Origin of the sequence: Rhodococcus sp. AQ5-07 (genome assembly GCF_009707305.1) — a bacterium.
GTDB lineage: Bacteria > Actinomycetota > Actinomycetes > Mycobacteriales > Mycobacteriaceae > Rhodococcus_F > Rhodococcus_F erythropolis.
The window spans coordinates 850,190-867,468 of sequence record NZ_CP046099.1; the positions used below are offsets into that span (position 1 = coordinate 850,190).

General features: G+C 62.4%; 15 protein-coding genes and 1 tRNA gene. 7 read left to right on the forward strand and 9 right to left on the reverse strand.

The window, feature by feature from the left end; genetic code table 11:
• Positions 1-273 precede the first annotated feature (273 nt).
• Positions 274-347: transfer RNA gene (locus tag GJB56_RS03970), tRNA-Met, on the forward strand.
• Between the two features lie 73 nt (positions 348-420).
• Positions 421-1,197 carry an esterase/lipase family protein gene (locus GJB56_RS03975; protein ID WP_069145909.1) on the forward strand — a complete coding sequence of 259 codons (777 nt, stop codon included), beginning with the start codon at positions 421-423 and terminating at the stop codon, positions 1,195-1,197.
• 4 nt (positions 1,198-1,201) lie between these two features.
• Here the strand turns inward: GJB56_RS03975 and GJB56_RS03980 are convergent, their stop codons facing one another.
• Genes GJB56_RS03980 through GJB56_RS03995 form a run of 4 tightly spaced genes read right to left on the reverse strand, consistent with a single transcriptional unit; the run spans position 1,202 to position 4,645 of the window.
• Complete coding sequence (locus GJB56_RS03980) at positions 1,202-1,846, reverse strand: GntR family transcriptional regulator (RefSeq protein ID WP_113683099.1); 645 nt, start codon at positions 1,844-1,846, stop codon at positions 1,202-1,204.
• A gap of 47 nt (positions 1,847-1,893) precedes the next feature.
• Positions 1,894-2,964: an isopenicillin N synthase family dioxygenase gene (locus tag GJB56_RS03985; RefSeq protein ID WP_099697348.1), complete on the reverse strand. Its 1,071-nt coding sequence runs from the start codon at positions 2,962-2,964 to the stop codon at positions 1,894-1,896.
• A complete protein-coding gene (locus GJB56_RS03990) occupies positions 2,961-3,866 on the reverse strand; it encodes an ABC transporter permease (RefSeq protein ID WP_020969249.1) in 906 nt (301 codons plus the stop codon). The genes GJB56_RS03985 and GJB56_RS03990 overlap by 4 nt, the downstream gene beginning before the upstream one ends.
• Positions 3,863-4,645, reverse strand: coding sequence for an ABC transporter ATP-binding protein (locus GJB56_RS03995; protein ID WP_019747838.1), 783 nt, complete (start codon positions 4,643-4,645; stop codon positions 3,863-3,865). Before GJB56_RS03995 ends, GJB56_RS03990 begins: the two co-directional genes overlap by 4 nt.
• A gap of 250 nt (positions 4,646-4,895) precedes the next feature.
• On the opposite strand from GJB56_RS03995, the gene GJB56_RS04000 reads away from it, so the two are divergent.
• Genes GJB56_RS04000 through GJB56_RS04010 form a run of 3 tightly spaced genes read left to right on the forward strand, consistent with a single transcriptional unit; the run spans position 4,896 to position 8,448 of the window.
• Positions 4,896-6,086 (forward strand): nitrate ABC transporter substrate-binding protein, encoded by a 1,191-nt coding sequence (locus GJB56_RS04000; RefSeq protein WP_230091129.1) that lies wholly within the window; start codon positions 4,896-4,898, stop codon positions 6,084-6,086.
• A 15-nt stretch (positions 6,087-6,101) separates the two neighbouring features.
• Positions 6,102-7,079, forward strand: a complete 978-nt coding sequence (locus GJB56_RS04005; protein ID WP_113682995.1) for an isopenicillin N synthase family dioxygenase — start codon at positions 6,102-6,104, stop codon at positions 7,077-7,079.
• Positions 7,080-7,119: 40 nt separating this feature from the next.
• The gene (locus GJB56_RS04010) at positions 7,120-8,448 is read left to right on the forward strand and encodes an amidohydrolase family protein (RefSeq protein WP_113682994.1); all 1,329 of its coding nucleotides are present in this window, start codon (positions 7,120-7,122) and stop codon (positions 8,446-8,448) included.
• Between the two features lie 6 nt (positions 8,449-8,454).
• On the opposite strand, the gene GJB56_RS04015 is transcribed toward GJB56_RS04010, so the two are convergent.
• From GJB56_RS04015 to GJB56_RS04025, 3 genes are all read right to left on the reverse strand, one after another.
• The gene (locus GJB56_RS04015) at positions 8,455-10,089 is read right to left on the reverse strand and encodes an acyl-CoA synthetase (protein WP_019747842.1); all 1,635 of its coding nucleotides are present in this window, start codon (positions 10,087-10,089) and stop codon (positions 8,455-8,457) included.
• A gap of 173 nt (positions 10,090-10,262) precedes the next feature.
• Positions 10,263-11,468, reverse strand: coding sequence for an acyl-CoA dehydrogenase family protein (locus GJB56_RS04020; protein ID WP_003942363.1), 1,206 nt, complete (start codon positions 11,466-11,468; stop codon positions 10,263-10,265).
• Positions 11,469-11,495: 27 nt separating this feature from the next.
• Positions 11,496-12,944: an acyl-CoA dehydrogenase family protein gene (locus GJB56_RS04025; RefSeq protein WP_024487214.1), complete on the reverse strand. Its 1,449-nt coding sequence runs from the start codon at positions 12,942-12,944 to the stop codon at positions 11,496-11,498.
• A 142-nt stretch (positions 12,945-13,086) separates the two neighbouring features.
• On the opposite strand from GJB56_RS04025, the gene GJB56_RS04030 reads away from it, so the two are divergent.
• Complete coding sequence (locus tag GJB56_RS04030; protein ID WP_020969253.1) at positions 13,087-14,193, forward strand: sensor histidine kinase; 1,107 nt, start codon at positions 13,087-13,089, stop codon at positions 14,191-14,193.
• Complete coding sequence (locus tag GJB56_RS04035; RefSeq protein WP_020969254.1) at positions 14,190-14,828, forward strand: response regulator; 639 nt, start codon at positions 14,190-14,192, stop codon at positions 14,826-14,828. The genes GJB56_RS04030 and GJB56_RS04035 overlap by 4 nt, the downstream gene beginning before the upstream one ends.
• Here the strand turns inward: GJB56_RS04035 and GJB56_RS04040 are convergent.
• Together GJB56_RS04040 and hisN are read right to left on the reverse strand one after the other, a co-directional pair.
• A complete protein-coding gene (locus tag GJB56_RS04040) occupies positions 14,822-16,342 on the reverse strand; it encodes a multicopper oxidase family protein (protein ID WP_113682993.1) in 1,521 nt (506 codons plus the stop codon). The two genes, GJB56_RS04035 and GJB56_RS04040, sit on opposite strands and share 7 nt — an antisense overlap.
• Before the next feature lie 136 nt (positions 16,343-16,478).
• On the reverse strand, positions 16,479-17,261 hold the full coding sequence (hisN, locus tag GJB56_RS04045; RefSeq protein ID WP_019747847.1) for a histidinol-phosphatase: 783 nt from the start codon (positions 17,259-17,261) through the stop codon (positions 16,479-16,481).
• Between the last annotated feature and the right edge of the window lie 18 nt (positions 17,262-17,279).

A 17,279-nucleotide genomic window follows, 5' to 3' on the forward strand; every position in this document is an offset into this window, starting at 1 on the left:
CCGGGACCGACCGTACGGGAGCGCTGAACGAGGGTCGATTCGCGATTTTCCGGACCACCTGGTCTTCTCCCATCCAGGATCTTCGGCGTTTGTGCTGGTAGAGCCTTTCCGATGCCGTTTCGAGGTACGTTCGTTACATGCTTGTTATGTGTTGATGCTCACGGGCATTTTGTGAACCCAGTCACCCGATTCTTCGACTTTCAGGCGTGTATTTCGCTCCAGCGCAGGCGATTTGCGTTCCGTTCATCTGCTCGTGTAACTTTGTCAATGCATCGCGGGGTGGAGCAGCTCGGTAGCTCGCTGGGCTCATAACCCAGAGGTCGCAGGTTCAAATCCTGTCCCCGCTACTAGAAAAGGACCGCCGCACTGGATTCCAGTGCGGCGGTCCTTTTTTGTGCGCAGCCGTCGTAGGGTGGCGACGTGCGACTCTCGAAGATTCTTTTGGCGATGGCGGTGACTACTTCGCTGGTGGCCACCGCTCTGGCGTTCTCGGCAGGAAGCGCTGCCGCCGGTGGGCGGATCACCGATGCGAAGCGCGTGGTCTTCATCGTTCCAGGGCAGCAGCTCTACAACTCGGGAGAAACGCACCAGGCGACCTACCGCGCCCTCGACGAGGCACTGAGCGCTGCGGGCTACGAGACACACTTCGTCGACGCACCCGGCAAGATGATTGCGGCCGACGCCGAGCTGATTGCCGATTCGATTCGCTCCTACGCTGCCGGCGCTGACTCCGTCGGGGTGATCGCGCACAGTGCGGGTGGACTGAGCTCCCGGTACTACGCGAAGTTCCTCGGTGGCTCCGAAGTAGTGGATTCATTCGTCGCCATCGGCGCTCCGCAGTACGGTAGCCCCGGTGGCTGCGTACAAGGCCCTGCCGACGGTTACGACACCTGCATGTTCTCCGAAGTTCTCACCAAGCTCAATGCCGGTGAGGACACTCCTGGATCTGCCTACTATTCGGTGGTGCAGAGCTCAGGCGAGTGGGCGGACGGTCGGTTGGACGGGGGCCAGTGCCGGGTGTACGTCGATGGCGTTCCCGGGGCCGGAACCGGAGCAGACCATCTCACCGAGCTCGAGCATCCAGAGGTCATCTCGGGAGCGATCAGCGCTTTGGGGCGCGACTGTGTCGGTACGTTCGTGGACGAGAACGACGGCGACATCACCTGGCCTGACACGTTGTTCCCGTCATTTCGGTAAAGCTTCAGCTCCGGGTTGTTCGGACGAGTAGCCCGGCTACGTGTGCGCTCGCGGCAGTTCTGGCCCCCAAGGCGTCACCCGATTCGATGGCCGCGACTATACGAGCGTGCTCGGTGACGGCGATCCGCCGATTGAGCTCGAGGCTCCACATGTCCGAACGGTAGAGATGTGACTGTCCGTCGAGACGATGTAGGGCTTCACTGAGCGGGTGATTGCATGCAGTCTCACGAATCAAGGTGTGGAACTCGAGGTCCAGCGTCGAATCGCGACGCTGATCCGGCGGGCTCTCGAGAAGTTCGCGTTGCACCTGCACCATCTTGTTCAGCTGTGACACGGTTTCATGCGTGGCATTGGCCGTCGCGTTGAACGCCGCGAGACCGTCGAGTACCTCACGCACCTCGAAGACCGCGCGCAGAGACTCTGCGTCCAGCGAATCGACTTTTGCACCCGCATTTCGGGTGTGGACCGCGATGCCCTCGTAGATCAACTGCTGCACGGCCTCGCGGACCGGCGTTCGACTGACATTGAGCTTGCTCGCCAGCGCGGGAACACTCAGTGGTGTCCCCGGCGCCAGCTCTCCCGAAAAGATCAGTTCGCGAAGCGTCTCGTGCACGGACTCGGTGAGCAAAGCTCGTTCGGTGGTGGTCATCTTGTCCTCACTTCGATCCTGCACGATATCGACGGTACCCGGGAGCGCTATCCGGCGGCGCGCACCCGGTCAGCGCTGCGACTGTCGACGTCGGGCGCCGTCGCGCCTTTCAGTCCGGCCACTTTGGCCGCGATGTTCTCGGCGATCGTGATCGGCGGGTATCCCACCTCGCCCGGTTCGAGAGTCCCTGGCAGTGCTTCGATGACGGCGTCGTAGTTTCCGTCGAAAAAGAATGCGGCAGAGCGACGTCGGATGATCTGACCATCGACGATAGGTGGGTCGACTCGGTGCACTGTTGAGCGCCATCGGTCGTTCGTCCAGCGTGCCATTGCGTCGCCGAGGTTGATCAAGAGTGCGCCGTCGGCAGGTTGGACGTCGTGCCATACGCCATCGGCACTCAGAACTTGAAGGCCCGGAACTTGATCTGCCCACAGGATGGTCAAGATTCCGAAGTCGGTGTGAGCGCCCATTCCCGTCATGTCGCCGGAGATGCGGATCTCGCCCTCAGGCAGTGCGTAGTTGTTCATCTTCATCGCGTCGATCGAATGGTCGAGCATCGAATCGAAGTACTCGGGCTGCAATCCGAGGGCGTCGGTAAAGGCGCACATCAGGATTCGTGCCAAGCCCTGGGCATGACGGAAATACTCTTCGATTGCCGGTCGGAATCCGGGCGCGGCCTCAGGCCAAGTGTTGGCGGCGTAGCTGGACTCGGGTAGGTCGACGCCCGGATAGTCGCTCACCTCTGTGCCCACGACTATTGCTTCGTAGAAATCGTTCATCTGGTTCGCAGCGGCGACGCCCAGGCTCATGCTGAGTGATTCCGACTTCGGTGGCGAGTAGCCACGGTTCTCGGACGAGGGACGGCGATAGTTGTTCTTCACCGTCAGTGGGAGAGCAAAGAACTCGTCGAGAGCGTCGGCCAGTCCGTCGGTCGCCGATCGTGGAATGCTGTGTCCGACAATCTGTATGAATCCGACCTCCCGGCACGCGCGATCGAGTTGAGCTGCCACTTCCGCACAGGCAGTGCTGTTGGTGGCGTTTGCAGCCGATGCCTCGCCGGTGAGGTACGGGCTGATATCGATCGTAGGGATTTCGAAGGCGGGAATTTCGTGGGTCATTTAAAGTCCTTGCGGCCGGACGTGTGCCACTTACCGACGAGCACACGTGAGAGGAATCCAAAGGCAGAGAAGACGAGGACGCCGAACACCGACGCGATCACGATCGCGGCGATCAGATCCTCGGACTGAAGGCGGCTTCGGTAGACGTCGAGCAGGGTCCCGATCCCGGGTTGTCCTTTGGCGAAGAACATGTCGCCGATGATGGCACCGACGACAACAAGGCCGGAGGCGGTGCGGATGCCGGTGAGAATGGCCGGCATTGCCGCTCGCAGTTCGAGTTTCACCAGTCGATCCCAACGCGAGGCGCGGCCGAGGGTGAAGAGTTCGTGCAGTCCGCGATCGACCGATTGCAACCCGAAGTGTGTGTTGGTGATGATCGGGAAGGCCGCGATGAGAACGCAAACCAGGGTGCGCGCGGTCATGCCGTAGCCGAACCAGAGCCCGATGAGGGGGACGATGGCGAGGATGGGAATGACCTGCAGCACAACGGCATATGGATAGACGATCCGCTCGATCCACTTGGCCTGGCTCATCAGCACGCCGGTTCCGACGCCGACTGCCACCGCGACGACGAAGCCGACCAGCGCAACCTGTGCCGTCACTGCGAGGGCTTCGAGCATGGGAGAGAGGTGTTTCCAGTCGAGTAGCGACTTCGTCAGTACTTGACTCGGCGGCGGAAGGAGAAATCGACGTTCCGGGGAGAGAACGAGGTAGCTGACGATCGACCACGCTGCGACCGCGCCGGCAAGTGAGAGCAGCGGATAGAGCAGGAAGGTGCCGAGCGCTCTCATTCGAGAGGGCCGTCCGGACTGTGCCTGTGCTTGCGCCGTGGTCGCAGAATCAGTACGAACGGCGGTATTGCGTACGGTGGTGCCCTGTTGTACTGCAAGGACTTCGGTCATCGTGAGCTCCCATGGAGGCTGGCCGAGATCTCGGCGACGTGTTCGGTGTATCGGGCGTCGTAGCGCAGTTCCGGGCTACGCGGGTACGGGAAATCGATGTCCACGACCGAATGTATTCGTCCAGGCCTGGCGGTCATGACGACCACCTTGTTTGCGAGGTACACGGCCTCGGATACCGAGTGCGTGATGAACATCGAGGTGAACCCTTTGTCGGTGTAGAGCCTTTGGAGCTCTACCTGCATCTCCAGTCGTGTCATCTCGTCGAGCGCACCAAAAGGTTCGTCGAGCAGCATCACAGCGGGTGCGAGGGTGAGCGCACGCGCCAACGAGACACGCATCTTCATTCCGCCTGACAACGCATTGGGCAGTTGTTTCGCAAAGTCCGCAAGGCCGACTGCGCGGATTGCCTCGTCGGCGCGCAACTTTCGCGCTGCTTTGTCGCCGCCACCGAGTTCAGCCGATAATTCGACGTTGGCCTGCACGGTTCGCCAGGGGAGGAGAGTCGGCTCCTGGAAGATGAAGCCAACTGATTCGGTGTCGAGGGCAACCGCACCACTGGTCGGTCGCTCGAGGCCGGCCGCCATGCGCAACAAAGTCGACTTGCCACAGCCTGAGGGTCCGACCACGGCGACGAAGTCTCCTCGCTCCACGTCCAGATCGATGCCGTCCAGCGCGACAGTGCCGGTATCGAACTTCTTGACGACATCGGAAAAGACCATCTGCATCGGCGCGGTGAGCTTGCGAGCGTCGGCATCCTGCATCGTGTTCGCGAGTTCCATCTGAGCCTCCGGTCGGTAATGCATGCAAAAGTTCTTCAATATGTAGGAACTATCTTGAATTGCATGTATGTCGCCTAGATTTCTGAATGTAAATGTGAGGTGACATTGCAGGTGAAGCGAGAATACTGGCGCGCGTTACCTGATGGAAACAACGAGGCGATTGCATGTAATCCACGTGCTGCAGAGTGTGCTCATCGGATCACCTTTCTTGGTTCGCCCACATCCCAATTGTTTTCACGAAGGAGACGCTGTGTATTCAAATCGCAAGGTGCATTCCAATCGCAGAAGTGTGGGAGCGGCGGGTGCGGCACTGGCCATGTGTGCAGCCATCGGATTGACTGCGTGCAGCTCCAGTGAGGCTGAGACGGCGAAAGCGGAATCTCTCGAACCAGCTGCCGAGGCGCAGAACCTTGCGGGTCTCTGTCCGGAAAACGTTGTGGTTCAACTCCAATGGCAGCCACAGTCGGATATGGGAGCGCTCTTCGAGATGCTCGGTCCCGGCTATTCGGTCGACACCGACGACAAGTCCGTCAGTGGGACTCTTGTCGCCGGAGGGAAGGACACCGGAGTCGACCTGACCTTGCGGGCCGGGGGACCGGCAATCGGGTTCCAATCCGTCAGCTCCCAGATGTACGTCGACGATTCCATCACTCTCGGCTTGGTGCACGGGGATCAGGTGATCGCGGCAGCGGCAAGTCAGCCCGTTGTGGCCGTCACGCCATTGCTCAAATACAGCCCGGCAATCCTCATGTGGGACAAAGAGTCTCATCCGGACTGGACGAGTGTTGCCGATATCGGCAAGTCCGACGCGAGTGTCGTCGTTTCCAAGGAGCAACTCTTTCCGCAGTGGCTCGTGGCGAAAGGACTACTGAAGCAGTCTCAGCTCGACACGAGCTACGACGGAGCTCCCTCGCGATTTGTCGGTGACCCGACCATCGCTCAGCAAGGATTCGCGAATTCGGAACCGTACACGTACGAGAAGGAGACGCCGGCGTGGGACAAGCCGGTTTCCTATGACCTGCTGAAAGATTCGGGTTTCGACATCTACGCGTCCAATGTTTCCGTTCGTGCCGACAAGGTCGAGACACTCTCGCCGTGTTTGAGCAAGCTGGTTCCGATCATTCAGCAGGCCACCGCGGACTACATCACTGCGCCGGATACGGCGAATGCTGCCATTGTCGACGTCGTCTCGCAGGACGTGTCGTTCTCTCCCTACACCGAGGGTGAAGCAGCGTTCAGTGCCCAGCTCCTGAAAGAGAAAGGCCTGATCGCGAACGAGGCAGACGGATCCGTCGGCACGTTCGACATGACGCGAGTCGCTCACACCGTCGAAGAACTGAAGCCCATTCTGAACGCCGGGGGTGCGGCGATACCGCAGTCATTGACTGCAGAAGAGATCTACACCGACAAATTCACCGATCGGTCCATCGGAATCCGCTGAAGGAGCTCACAGCAAATGACGTACGACATGACAGAACTCAACCGCGAGACCCGCATGGGTGGCCTGGGCACGGAGACCACCGACCGCGAGGTCCGAAGAATCGATCTCTCGGATTTCGAGAACCGGCGCAGCGAGATCGCCGAGGAGTTGTGGTCGGCAGCGACCGACATCGGATTCTTCCAAATCGTCAATCACGGAATCGATCTGGACCAGGTCCGCGAGGCTTTCGCGGCGGCCGAGCGATTCTTTGCACTGCCCAATGAGGTCAAAGCGCAGTATCCGCTCAAGAAGGGTTTCAACTCCGGCTGGGAGAGCATGACGCAGGTGCGTCCGTCCATCGGAACGCCTGATCAGAAAGAGTCCTACCAGGTGACCCGCCCGCATATGGGTGATCTGTGGCCCACTGCAGACGAATTGGGTGGATTCCGCGAAACGATCCTGGACTTCGAAGCCAAGTGCTGGGGCATTGCGATGGACCTGTTGTCGTGCTTCGCCGAGAAGCTGGGATTCGAACGAGACTTCTTCACCAGGGCACATGACCCGTCGGTGGCCACCTACCAGAGCACACTGCGACTACTCCACTACTTCCCCCTTGCCGCCGACGCAGATGTCGAAGGGATGTGGCGTGCCGGAGCGCACACCGATTTCGATTGCCTGACATTGCTTTTCCAGCGTGACGGTCAGGGCGGGTTGCAACTGTGCCCGGGCAAGGAGATGGACACCCAGGAATGGACGTCGGTGGTGCCGGCCGAGGAAGCGATCACCTGCAACATCGGCGACATGCTGATGAGATGGAGTGATGATGTCCTGCCGTCGAACTTCCACCGGGTCAAGAGTCCCGGAGTCACCGACTATCGGGGAGCCCGCTACAGCCTCGCGTTCTTCGCTCAGGCGAACCGCGACGTGACCATCGAGGGGCCGGCGGGCAAGTACCCGCCGATCACTGCCGAGGACTACATCGACCAGCGAGTACGCGCGAACTTCGCGCGTTGATCCGTATCCGTTCCGTCACACACTTTCAGGAGAACTGGCGATGACTACCGCGCCCAAGAACATGACCGACGCGATCATCCGGGACGTGACGTTGTACAGCGGCGGGCAATGGCTGGCCGGCCGCGACGTCGTCGTCTCGAATGGGGTGGTCGAATCGATCGAGAAGTCGACCGGCACCGCCACACCTGGAAGTGTGGACGGATCGGGGGCGTATCTGATCCCTGGGTTCGTCAACACCCATACGCACCTTCAGCAGTCACTGATGCGGGGGATCGCCGAAGGGACACCGCTTCTCGAATGGCTACTCGCGGTCGCAGAAGAGTCGGTTCAGATCACTCCCGAGCGCGCATACACGGCCACTGTCGCAGCCTCGCTGGAGGCATTGCGCAGCGGTACGACGACCCTGGTCGAACACATGTGGCCGCACCCGTCCAGCGAGGTTCACGACGCTGTGATCCGGGCGTTGCACGACACCGGGATTCGTGCGGTGCTGGGACGCGGAACCGCAGACCGGGCGGACAAGACGAGGAAGTGGGGCTTCGATCCGCGGCTCATGCAACCACTCGGAGATGTTCTCGCACATACGGATCAGATGATGCGCGACGTCGCCGGTTCCCGCATTGACGTGGCAGTCGCGGTACCGAACCCACGTTCGCTGACCCCGGACGGGATGTCGGAAGTGCGTGAGTTCGCGCAGGCTCGCGACCTGACGGTCTCGATTCACCTGCTCGAGACGCAGACCGACAACACGATGTGTACCGAACACGCGGGCATGAACGCGGTCGACTACCTCGATTCCCATGGGTTCTTGTGGGACCGGGTGCTGGCGGTCCACTGCGTCGAACTCGACGACCGTGGTCAGAAGGTGCTGGCGGAGCGCGGCGTCGGAGTGTCGTACAACCCCGTCAGCAACATGCGCCTCGGTAGCGGAATCGCGCCCGTCCCGAGTTTCCTCGACGCGGGGATCGCGGTGGGGTTGGGTGTGGACGGCGCAGCCAGCAACGACACTCAGGACATGCTCGAGACTCTGCGCACCGGCGCCTACGTGCAGCGAGCCGCGCGCGGCCGCGCCGACCTGTTCGGCTTCGAAGCCATGATCGACATCGCATCCGGCGGTGCGAACGCAGCACTCGGTCTGCCGGCCAGGTCTGGCGGGATCTCCGTGGGCGATCCCGCCGACCTCACCATGATTCGGTTCGAACGCGACTTCGGTTGCCTCCCGGTGCGAGATCCGGGCGCGTCCATTCTCACGACGGGCAGTCGTCAGATCGTGGACACGGTGTTGGTTGCGGGCGAGGTCGTGCTCCGCGACGGGCACTCCACTCGCGTCGACGAGGCGGAATTGATCCGGACGCTCAGCGCTTTGTGACTGTGCTCAGTCTTCGCTGATCTCCATCTCGATCAGGACGCGGCGCAACAGCTTTCCGGTGGCGTTGCGGGGAAGTTCGTCGATGAAGACGATCTCGCGGGGAACCTTGTAGCGCGCGAGATTCGACCGGACGTGATCCTTCAGCTCGTCGGAGTTCTGGTCGGCGCCGTGGGCGACGACGACAAACGCTCGCAGGCGGTGCCCGAAGTCGGCGTCCTCGACTCCGATGACTGCCGCTTCCAAGACGTCCTCTCGATCGGCGAGCAGGTTCTCGACTTCGAGCGGGTAGACGTTCTCGCCACCGGAGACGATCATGTCGTCGTCGCGGCCGTCGACGAAGAGGAGGCCGTTGGCGTCGAAGTGTCCGACGTCGCCGGTCGAGAGAAGTCCGTCGATACGTTCCTTGTCACGCCCGTCGGTGTATCCCTCGAAGCTCAGCCCGCTGGCGACGAAGATTCTGCCGATCGTGTGTGGGGTGGTGATCTTCTTGTTGTTCTCGTCGAACAGTTCGACGTGACAGGTCACCGGCGCGCGGCCCGCGGTTCCCGGCGCAATGGTCAGATCCTCGGGAGTCGCGACTGTCGCCACCGCGACCTCGGTGGATCCGTACAGGTTGTAGAGGACGTAGCCGAACGAGGCCGTGACTCGCTTGCACAGATCGGGTGAGAGTGACGAACCTGCCGAGAAGATGATCTTCAGGTTCGACGTGTCGTACTTGGACAGCACGTCGGGACCGAGGTCGATGATCCGAGTGAGCATCGTCGGGACCACGACCAGACTGTCGCACTTGTATTGTGCGACAAGTTTGATCGTGTTCTCCGGGTCGAACTTTCGATGCATGACGACGGTCTGGCCGAGCGCCAACGCGAGAGCGAACTGCGAGACGCCGGTTCCGTGGAAGGCGGGGGCCGCCATCATCATGGTCTGTCCGCGGCGCAACGGCACGCGGTCGAGGAACTGTGCCGACGCGAGAGGGGAGGTGTGGCCACGCGGCGCGCCTTTGGGAGTTCCCGTTGTGCCGCTGGTGAGGAGGACGAAGCCACCGTTCTTCTCGGGTGCCGGCACCGACGACGTGGTGCGTCCGGCGATGGCCTCGTCGAGAGTAGTTGCCGTGGAACCGTCCGCGGCCGTGCCCTCTGGCCAGGAACGATAGACGACGACGTCTTCCGGCAAGGCATCGGCGATGTCCGCGAACTCGTCGTCGTAGACAAAGGCGACCACCTTCTCACGCGCGGCGACGTCCACGAGTTGGGGCCGTGCGAAGCCCGTGTTCATGAGAACGAGCTTTGTTCCGTTCTTCGCTGCCGCCAGCATGGTCAGGACCAAGCCTCGATGGTTACGGCACATCGCACCCATGACCGAGTCGGACGTGATGCCGTCGGCCTGCCACGCCCGGACCAACGCGTTGCTCTGACGCTCTAGCTCGGCATAGGTGATGGGTCCGCGCTCGTCGATGATCGCCACCGCGTCGTAGCCGTTCTCGGCGTGTGCATGGACCGGACCGGCAAAGGGTCCGTACTTGTCCACGGCTGCAATGGATTTGAGCCCGCGATCGAGGCGAGGGAACGGGACGAGTCCGGCTCGGAACATGACCCCCGCCGCGCCGATGGTGTCAGTGACCTTGGTGACCAATCCGGGCATACGTGAACCTCTTCCGAGCGTCGTTGTAGGACTGATTACACACTAATGGGCAATCAGGTTTCGGTGGTGAAGTTTCACGATGGCGACCGAGCAGTCCGCCCCGCCACCTCGAAAGGTGGCGGGGCGGAGTGTTTCGGGATCGGGTCTGTGCGACCGTCACTTCAGTTCGACCGTCACTTCAGTTCGGCGGAAGACTTTCCGAGCAGGCGGCGTGCGACGATCAGCTGCTGGATCTGCTGGGTGCCCTCGAAGATGTCGAGAATCTTCGAGTCGCGGCCCCACTTCTCGAGCAACGGGCGCTGCGAGTAGCCGTAAGTGCCGGCCAACTCGACTGCCTTGAGCGTCACGTCGGTGCCGGTGCGGCCGGCCTTCGCCTTGGACATGGACGCTTCGAGCGAGTTCGGCTTCTTGTTGTCCGCCATCCACGCCGCGCGCAGAGACAGCAGGTACGCGGCCTCCCAGTCGGCTTCCAAACGGATGAACTCGGCTGCAGCTGCATGCTGGTTGTAGACCGGTGTGTCGTAGGAGATCTCGACACCGGCTTCGGTCAGGATGCCGCGCAGTTCTTCGAGAGCCGCGCGTCCGACGCCGACGGCCATGGCTGCAACGAGGGGCCGGGTGTTGTCGAACGTCTGCATGACGCCGGCAAAGCCCTGCTCGACGTTGACCTCAGGGCTGCCGAGGATGTTGTCCGCGGGAATGCGGCAATCCTGGAGCAGGAGTACTGCGGTGTCGGAGGCCTTGATGCCCAGCTTGTGCTCGAGGCGAGCAACGCTCAGGCCCGGTGCGTCACGCGGAACGACGAACGACTTGATGGCCGCTCGGCCCTTCGACTTGTCGACCGACGCCCACACGACGATGTGCGTCGAACGCTCACCGGCGGTGACGAAGATCTTCTCGCCGTTGAGAACCCACTCGTCGCCGTCGAGAACGGCGGTGGTGGTCACTGCGGCGGAGTCGGAACCGAAGCTCGGTTCGGTGATGGCCATCGAGGCCCACACCTTGCCGAAACGTTCGAGCTGTTCGTCGGTGGACACTGCGGCGATCGCGGCGTTGCCGAGCCCCTGGTAGGGGATCGAGAGCATGAGTCCGACGTCGCCCCAAGATGTTTCGAGCGAGTTGAGGAGCGCAGACATGTTGCCGCCGTTGGCGTTGCCACCCTTGGCGCTCGCGTCGGATCGTCCGCCGCTGGCACCGCCGATGTCTCCACCGGAATCGGAGAGGCCTTCGACCATGGCGGCCATGGTGTCGAGCTCGACGGGATACTCGTGCTCAGCGAGATCGTACTTACGTGAAATGGGTCGGAAGATCTGCGCCGCGACCTGATGTGCCTGGTTCGCTGATGCTTTGAGCTTCTTGGGAAGTTCGAGGTTGATCATCGTGGTTCTCCTGGAAGTTCAGCGGCGTCAGATGAGGACGATGCCCTCGGCAACGCCGATGGCACGGAGGTCGCGGTACCAGCGCTCGACCGGGTGTTCCTTGGTGAACCCGTGTCCACCGAGGAGTTGCACACCGTCGAGGCCGATCTGCATGCCCTTCTCGGAAGCCAGCTTCCGGGCCAGAGCGGATTCGCGAGCGAAGGACAAGCCCTGCTCGGCGCGTGAAGCGCCGCGAAGCGTGACCAGACGCAGTCCGTCGAGTTCGATGCCGATGTTGGCGACCATGAAGGCAACCGCCTGGCGGTGGCTGATCGGCTCGCCGAACGCTTCGCGCTCGTTGACGTACGGAATCACGTAGTCGAGAACTGCCTGGCTGGTGCCGACGGCCATGGACGCCCAACCGAGGCGAGCCAGGCGAATCGCGTCGGCGTATTCGGCCTTGCGCTGCTCGGCGTCACCGTCGCCGAGCAGCGCGGACTCCGACACAGCGACGTCGGTGAGGATCAGGCGACCCAGGCCGGCGGCGCGCAGACCCATGCTGGGATCTGCTTCGACGACGAGTCCCTTGGTGTCGGATTCGACGATGAAGAAGGACGGCTTGCCGTCGAGTTCCGCGGCGATGACGAATAGTTCGGACGTAGCCGCGGCGGGCACCAAGCTCTTGACGCCGTTGAGCTTGTAGCCGCTGGGGGAGCGCACTGCCTTGGTCTGCAGGGCAAACGGATCGAACAGTGCGCGTGGTTCGTTGACCACCACTGCTGCGCCGGGGACCTGCTCGCCGGTGAAGGCCGGAAGGTAGGTCTTCTGCTGCGCGTCGGTGCCCCACTGCGTCAGTGCAACTGCAACACCGCTCGGTGCGAGGATCGGAAGTGCAAGTCCCATGTCTCCGTGCGCAAGTGCCTCGGCAACAAGAGAATTGGTGACTGCGCCGCGATCGGCGGCTGCTCCGTCGAGTTCTTCGGGAACGTTGATCAGCGTGATACCGAGCTCGGCCGCGCGCTTGGAGAGATCGGCGGGGGCCTGAGCTGCGCCGTCGGCGTCGTAGGCCGCGGGACGCAGGATTTCGGCCGCGAACTCACGCACCGTCTCGACGATCATCCTCTGGTCGTCGTCCGGGGTGAGATCGAAGTAGTCGGCGTTCTTGCTCGGGTTGTCGGGCAGGCGCTTGGGTGCGCCGTTGCCCGAGACCTTCTGGAATCCTCGAGTGGCGGCACCCAGGGTTTTGAAGCCCGTCTTGGTGCCCTCGTAGGTCACGCGATCGATGGTCTGACGCAGATTGAACTTCTCGGCCAGTTCCGAACCGGTGATCTTGGTAAGCACACGCATGGCTGCGCCCATGGCGTCGCGTTTGATCGGGTTCAGGCCGACGGCGGACGTGTCGCGGGGCGCACCCTTGGCGCCGCCGCGCTGCGCGCCCGATTCGCTGCGCTGAGCGCTCTTGTCGGGGGCAACACTGTCTTGCTTGGTCATGATCACCAGCTGTTTCTCGGTGTTGGGGCGTTGGACGATTTTTATCTTACTCATCAGTAAGGTCTGTTGTCGAGAAACCGCGAAATGATGCGCGTCATAGGCTCGAGGGGTGAGCCGGACAGAGGTGCCAGATCGGATACAGCGATATATGCGCTACGCGCCGTTGGTGGTGGTCCCGTGCCTGTTGATCGCCAGCACGTATCCGGGGGAGTATCGAGTTCCCGTCACCTACTGGATGCTGTCGATGCTGTCGGCGCTCGCCTTCGTCGCCGGCCGTCGATGGCCGGTCTTCGCGTCCCTGGCCATCTCGGCGCTCGCCGTTCCGATGTTCGTCGCCGACGCCTGGGGGCTGTCCGAACTTGTTCCGTATCTCGGGGCTGTCGCCGTCGTCGACGTCACGATGCGGGCCGAGCGCAGAGAAATGGTTGCCGTATCGGCAGCAGGATGGTGCGGTTCGGTGCTCGCGGGGATCTGGTTCGAATCTCACGAAGCATTCTTCTCGGTCACCACGGCTGTGAAAGTGCTTGCGTACGTGGGGTTGCCACTGCTGCTCGGACTGTATCTGCGCTCGCAGCGTGAATTGGCCGCGAACAATCTTGCGCAGACCCGCGCTGCGGAGCGCAGTGCGCTCGCCCGCGAACTGCACGACCTGGTTGCACACCACATGGCATCGATCGTCCTGAGAATCGGCGTGGCTCAACATGTCTTGGCGCCCCAGGACGAGGCCGTGCGTGAGGTCCTCGCGGATGTGCGTGCGACGGCGTCGGATGCGTTGGCCGATATCCGTCGGCTTCTGGTCGCACTTCGTGATCCTTCGCTCGGTGAGGTCGCTCTGGTCGAGCCGGATGCCGTAGACGCGGAAATCGGTGCGGCGATAGATCGTGTGCGTGCGGCAGGTTTCGAGGTGCAGTCGGTCTTCGATACCCAGGAGAATGTCGAGTCAGGCGCAGCCGATCTCGACGCGATCGGGAGGCTGACGTTGTTGCGGGTGATTCAGGAATCACTGACCAACGTCATGAAGCATGGCGACAAGAAGGGGCTGGTATCGGTCTCGGTCGGTCGCGATGACAACCGGGTGCATGTCAGGGTTGTCAACGACGTCGAGGGATCGCCCCGGAATGCAGGTCATGGCCTGGTGGGAATGCAGGAGCGCGCGGAGTTGGTCGGCGGCGAGATGACCGCCGGCACGAACAGTGACGGGAAATGGGAAGTGCACGTGAGTATTCCACTGGTTGTCTCGGGCGGTGTCTCGTGATCAGCGTGCTGATCGTCGACGACCAGCGACTGGTGCGCGCCGGTTTGCGGATGCTGTGCGCGGCAGCCGAGGACATGACCGTGGCCGGTGAGGCGTCGAACGGCGTCGAGGCGGTGGCACTCGCTGCCGAATTGGATCCCGACGTGATTCTGATGGACTTGAGAATGCCCGGGCTGGACGGGATCGGTGCCACGCAGCAGATCGTCAAGGCCGGTCGTCGAGCGCGCATTCTCGTGTTGACCACCTTCGACGACGACGATCATCTGTATCCCGCACTCGCCGCGGGGGCTTCGGGGTTCTTCGTCAAGGACACCGAACCCGCCGAGCTGCTCGGCGCCATTCGGCGGGTCGCCGAGGGCGAGATGGTGTTCACTCCGGAACTTCTCCGCCGCGTTGTGGATCGAGCGGTGATCGGTGGTATCGCAGACACTGCGGTGACAGACAAGGTTCCGCTGACCGATCGCGAATCGCAGGTCCTCGCACTGGTGGCAGAAGGGAAAAGCAATCAGGAGATCGCGGACACGCTGCATCTGGGTGTGACCACGGTGAAGACACACGTGGCGAACCTGATGTCGAAGACCGGTTGCGACAATCGGGTTCGCCTCGCTGTGTACCACTGGCAGAACTTTCAGTGACCGGAGTGTGAACCAGGCATCGGCATGTCCATCTGCATCGGAGCCGCCTTCTGTCCCGGTTCGAGGACGAGGAATTGGCCCATCATCCCTTGATCCTCGTGCATCAGCAGGTGGCAGTGGAACATGTACGGGAACGTGGGATCGGTGTACTCGGACCACTGCAGTGCGACGCGAACCCTGCTGCCCGGCGGTGTGTAGACGGTGTCCTTGAGTCCGCGCAAGTGCGGCGGGGGAGTGCGACCGTCGACGTCGAGGATCTGGAACTGTACGTCGTGGACATGGAAATTGTGTGGCCAGTTGTCCTTGTTGGTGATCGTCCACACCTCGGTCGCGCCGACCTCCGCCTCGAAGTCGATGCGGTTCATGTCCATTCGTTGCCCGTTGATCATGTACCACTGCAGATCGAAGGTTCGGGAAACGCTTGCCTTCGACGGATCGAGACGCGGCAGTGCGGCCAACTGCGCCGGGAGAGTCGACCGTGACGCGCGGCTGGCAACCCCCCGCAGCTCGATGATGTCGAAGCGGTCGTTCATGCCGAAGTTCTCGGCGTCGGAGGAACTCACGCCACCGCCGTCCTCGATCGGGAACGACACCAGTGTGGTCGTCGCACCGGGGTCGACGCGAACCACGATCTCGGCTCGTTCACCGGGGCTGAGCTGAATCCGCTTGATCGCAATCGGTGATTCGAGCAGTCCACCGTCGGTGGCAATCAGATCGAACGTGCGGTCGTCGGGGAACCCCAGGTTGTAGAGACGGCCGGAAGAGCCGTTCAGGATGCGCAACCGGACGACCCCGGTGGTGACGTCGAGGTAGGCGTCGGAGATGCCGTTGGTGACGATCGTGTCGCCGAGCAGGCCGATGTCGGTCGGATCTGATTCGTCGAAGCTGCCGTCGGCGAGGAATCGACGATCCTGGATTATCAGCGGAACATCGTCGACACCATAGGTTTTGGGGATGTCCAACGCCCGCGTGTCGGCATCGTCGATCAGGAACAGTCCGGCAAGACCGCGCTGCACGTGCCGTTCGGTGGATCCGTGCGGGTGTGGGTGATACCACAGCGTCGACGCCGGCTGACCGATCGTCCACGCCGGTTCCCAGCGTCCGCCGGCTTCGATGGTCTGGTGCGGCCCACCGTCGTATCTGGCGGGCAGATGCATGCCGTGCCAATGGACGGTCGTGGGCTCTGCCAGTGTGTTGTCGATCGTGAATGCGACAGATTCTCCGCGCTCGGCGCGGACGGTGGGCCCCAGAATGGATCCGTTGAAACCCCAAGTGTCGGTGAGTTTTCCCGCGACGATCTCGGTGGTCCCGGCACCGGCACGAAGTGTGAAGTGGCGGACACCTGCGTCGTCGACGGTGGATTCGGCAAGCGGCGGAATCGGTAGCGGACGCGAAGTTCCGGCCACCGCCAACGTGGCGCTCTTCGCTGCCGGGTCGGCGCCGCAGCCCACCGCGAGCCCGAGGGGCGCTGCGGCCAGACCGAACAGAATCGTGCGCCTGGAAATCCGGTTCATCGTTCTCCTGGAAGTAGTGCGTGATCAACTACTTCCAGTCAACGGGCCGAGATGTCGTGCCGAATCCTGCCGACGGGCCTGTCGGAACTCCTCCCTCGGACCCTTGCGGCGGGTGGGATGTTCTGGTATCGGGGTGTTACCGCAGGCGGGCCAGAACGTCTTCGTGCAGCAGTCCGTTGGTGGCGACCGCGCTGCCGCCGTGCGGACCTGCGCCGCCGTCCAGATCGGTGAACGCGCCGCCGGCCTCACGGACCAATACGTCGAGCGCTGCCAGATCCCACAGGGAAACCTCGGGTTCGGCAGCAATGTCGACGGCGCCTTCGGCCACGAGGCAGTAGGAGAAGAAGTCCCCGTAACCGCGCACGCGCCAGACGTGGTCGGTGAGTTCGACGAACTGATCGCGAATTCCGCGGTCCTTCCACCCCGAGAGGCTCGAGAAGCTCAAGCTCGCTGACTCGCTGCGATCGACGGCGGATACCTGGATCGCCCGCGCATCACTGTCCCCGAAGGACGTATGTGCGCCCAAACCTGTTGCAGCCCACCATCGCCGATTCAGGGCGGGTGCACTCACGACGCCGATAACGGGGACGCCGTCCTCGAGCAAGCTGATCAGCGTGGCCCACACCGGTACGTTGCGGACGAAGTTCTTGGTCCCGTCGATGGGGTCGACCACCCACTGCCTGCCCTCGAAGACTGCGTCGCCGCCGAATTCTTCGCCCAGTACGGAATCCTCCGGTCGGTGCTCACCGAGTGTCGCGCGCACTGCACGCTCGACAGCGAGGTCAGCGTCGGAGACAGGGGTGAGGTCCGGCTTGTCGTCGACTCGAAGATCGAGCGCACCGAAGCGGGCGCGAGTGATCGCGTCAGCCTCGTCGGCGATACGGAGGGCGAGTGCGAGGTCGGATGCGCGATCGGTCACGGGTACACAACCTACCGG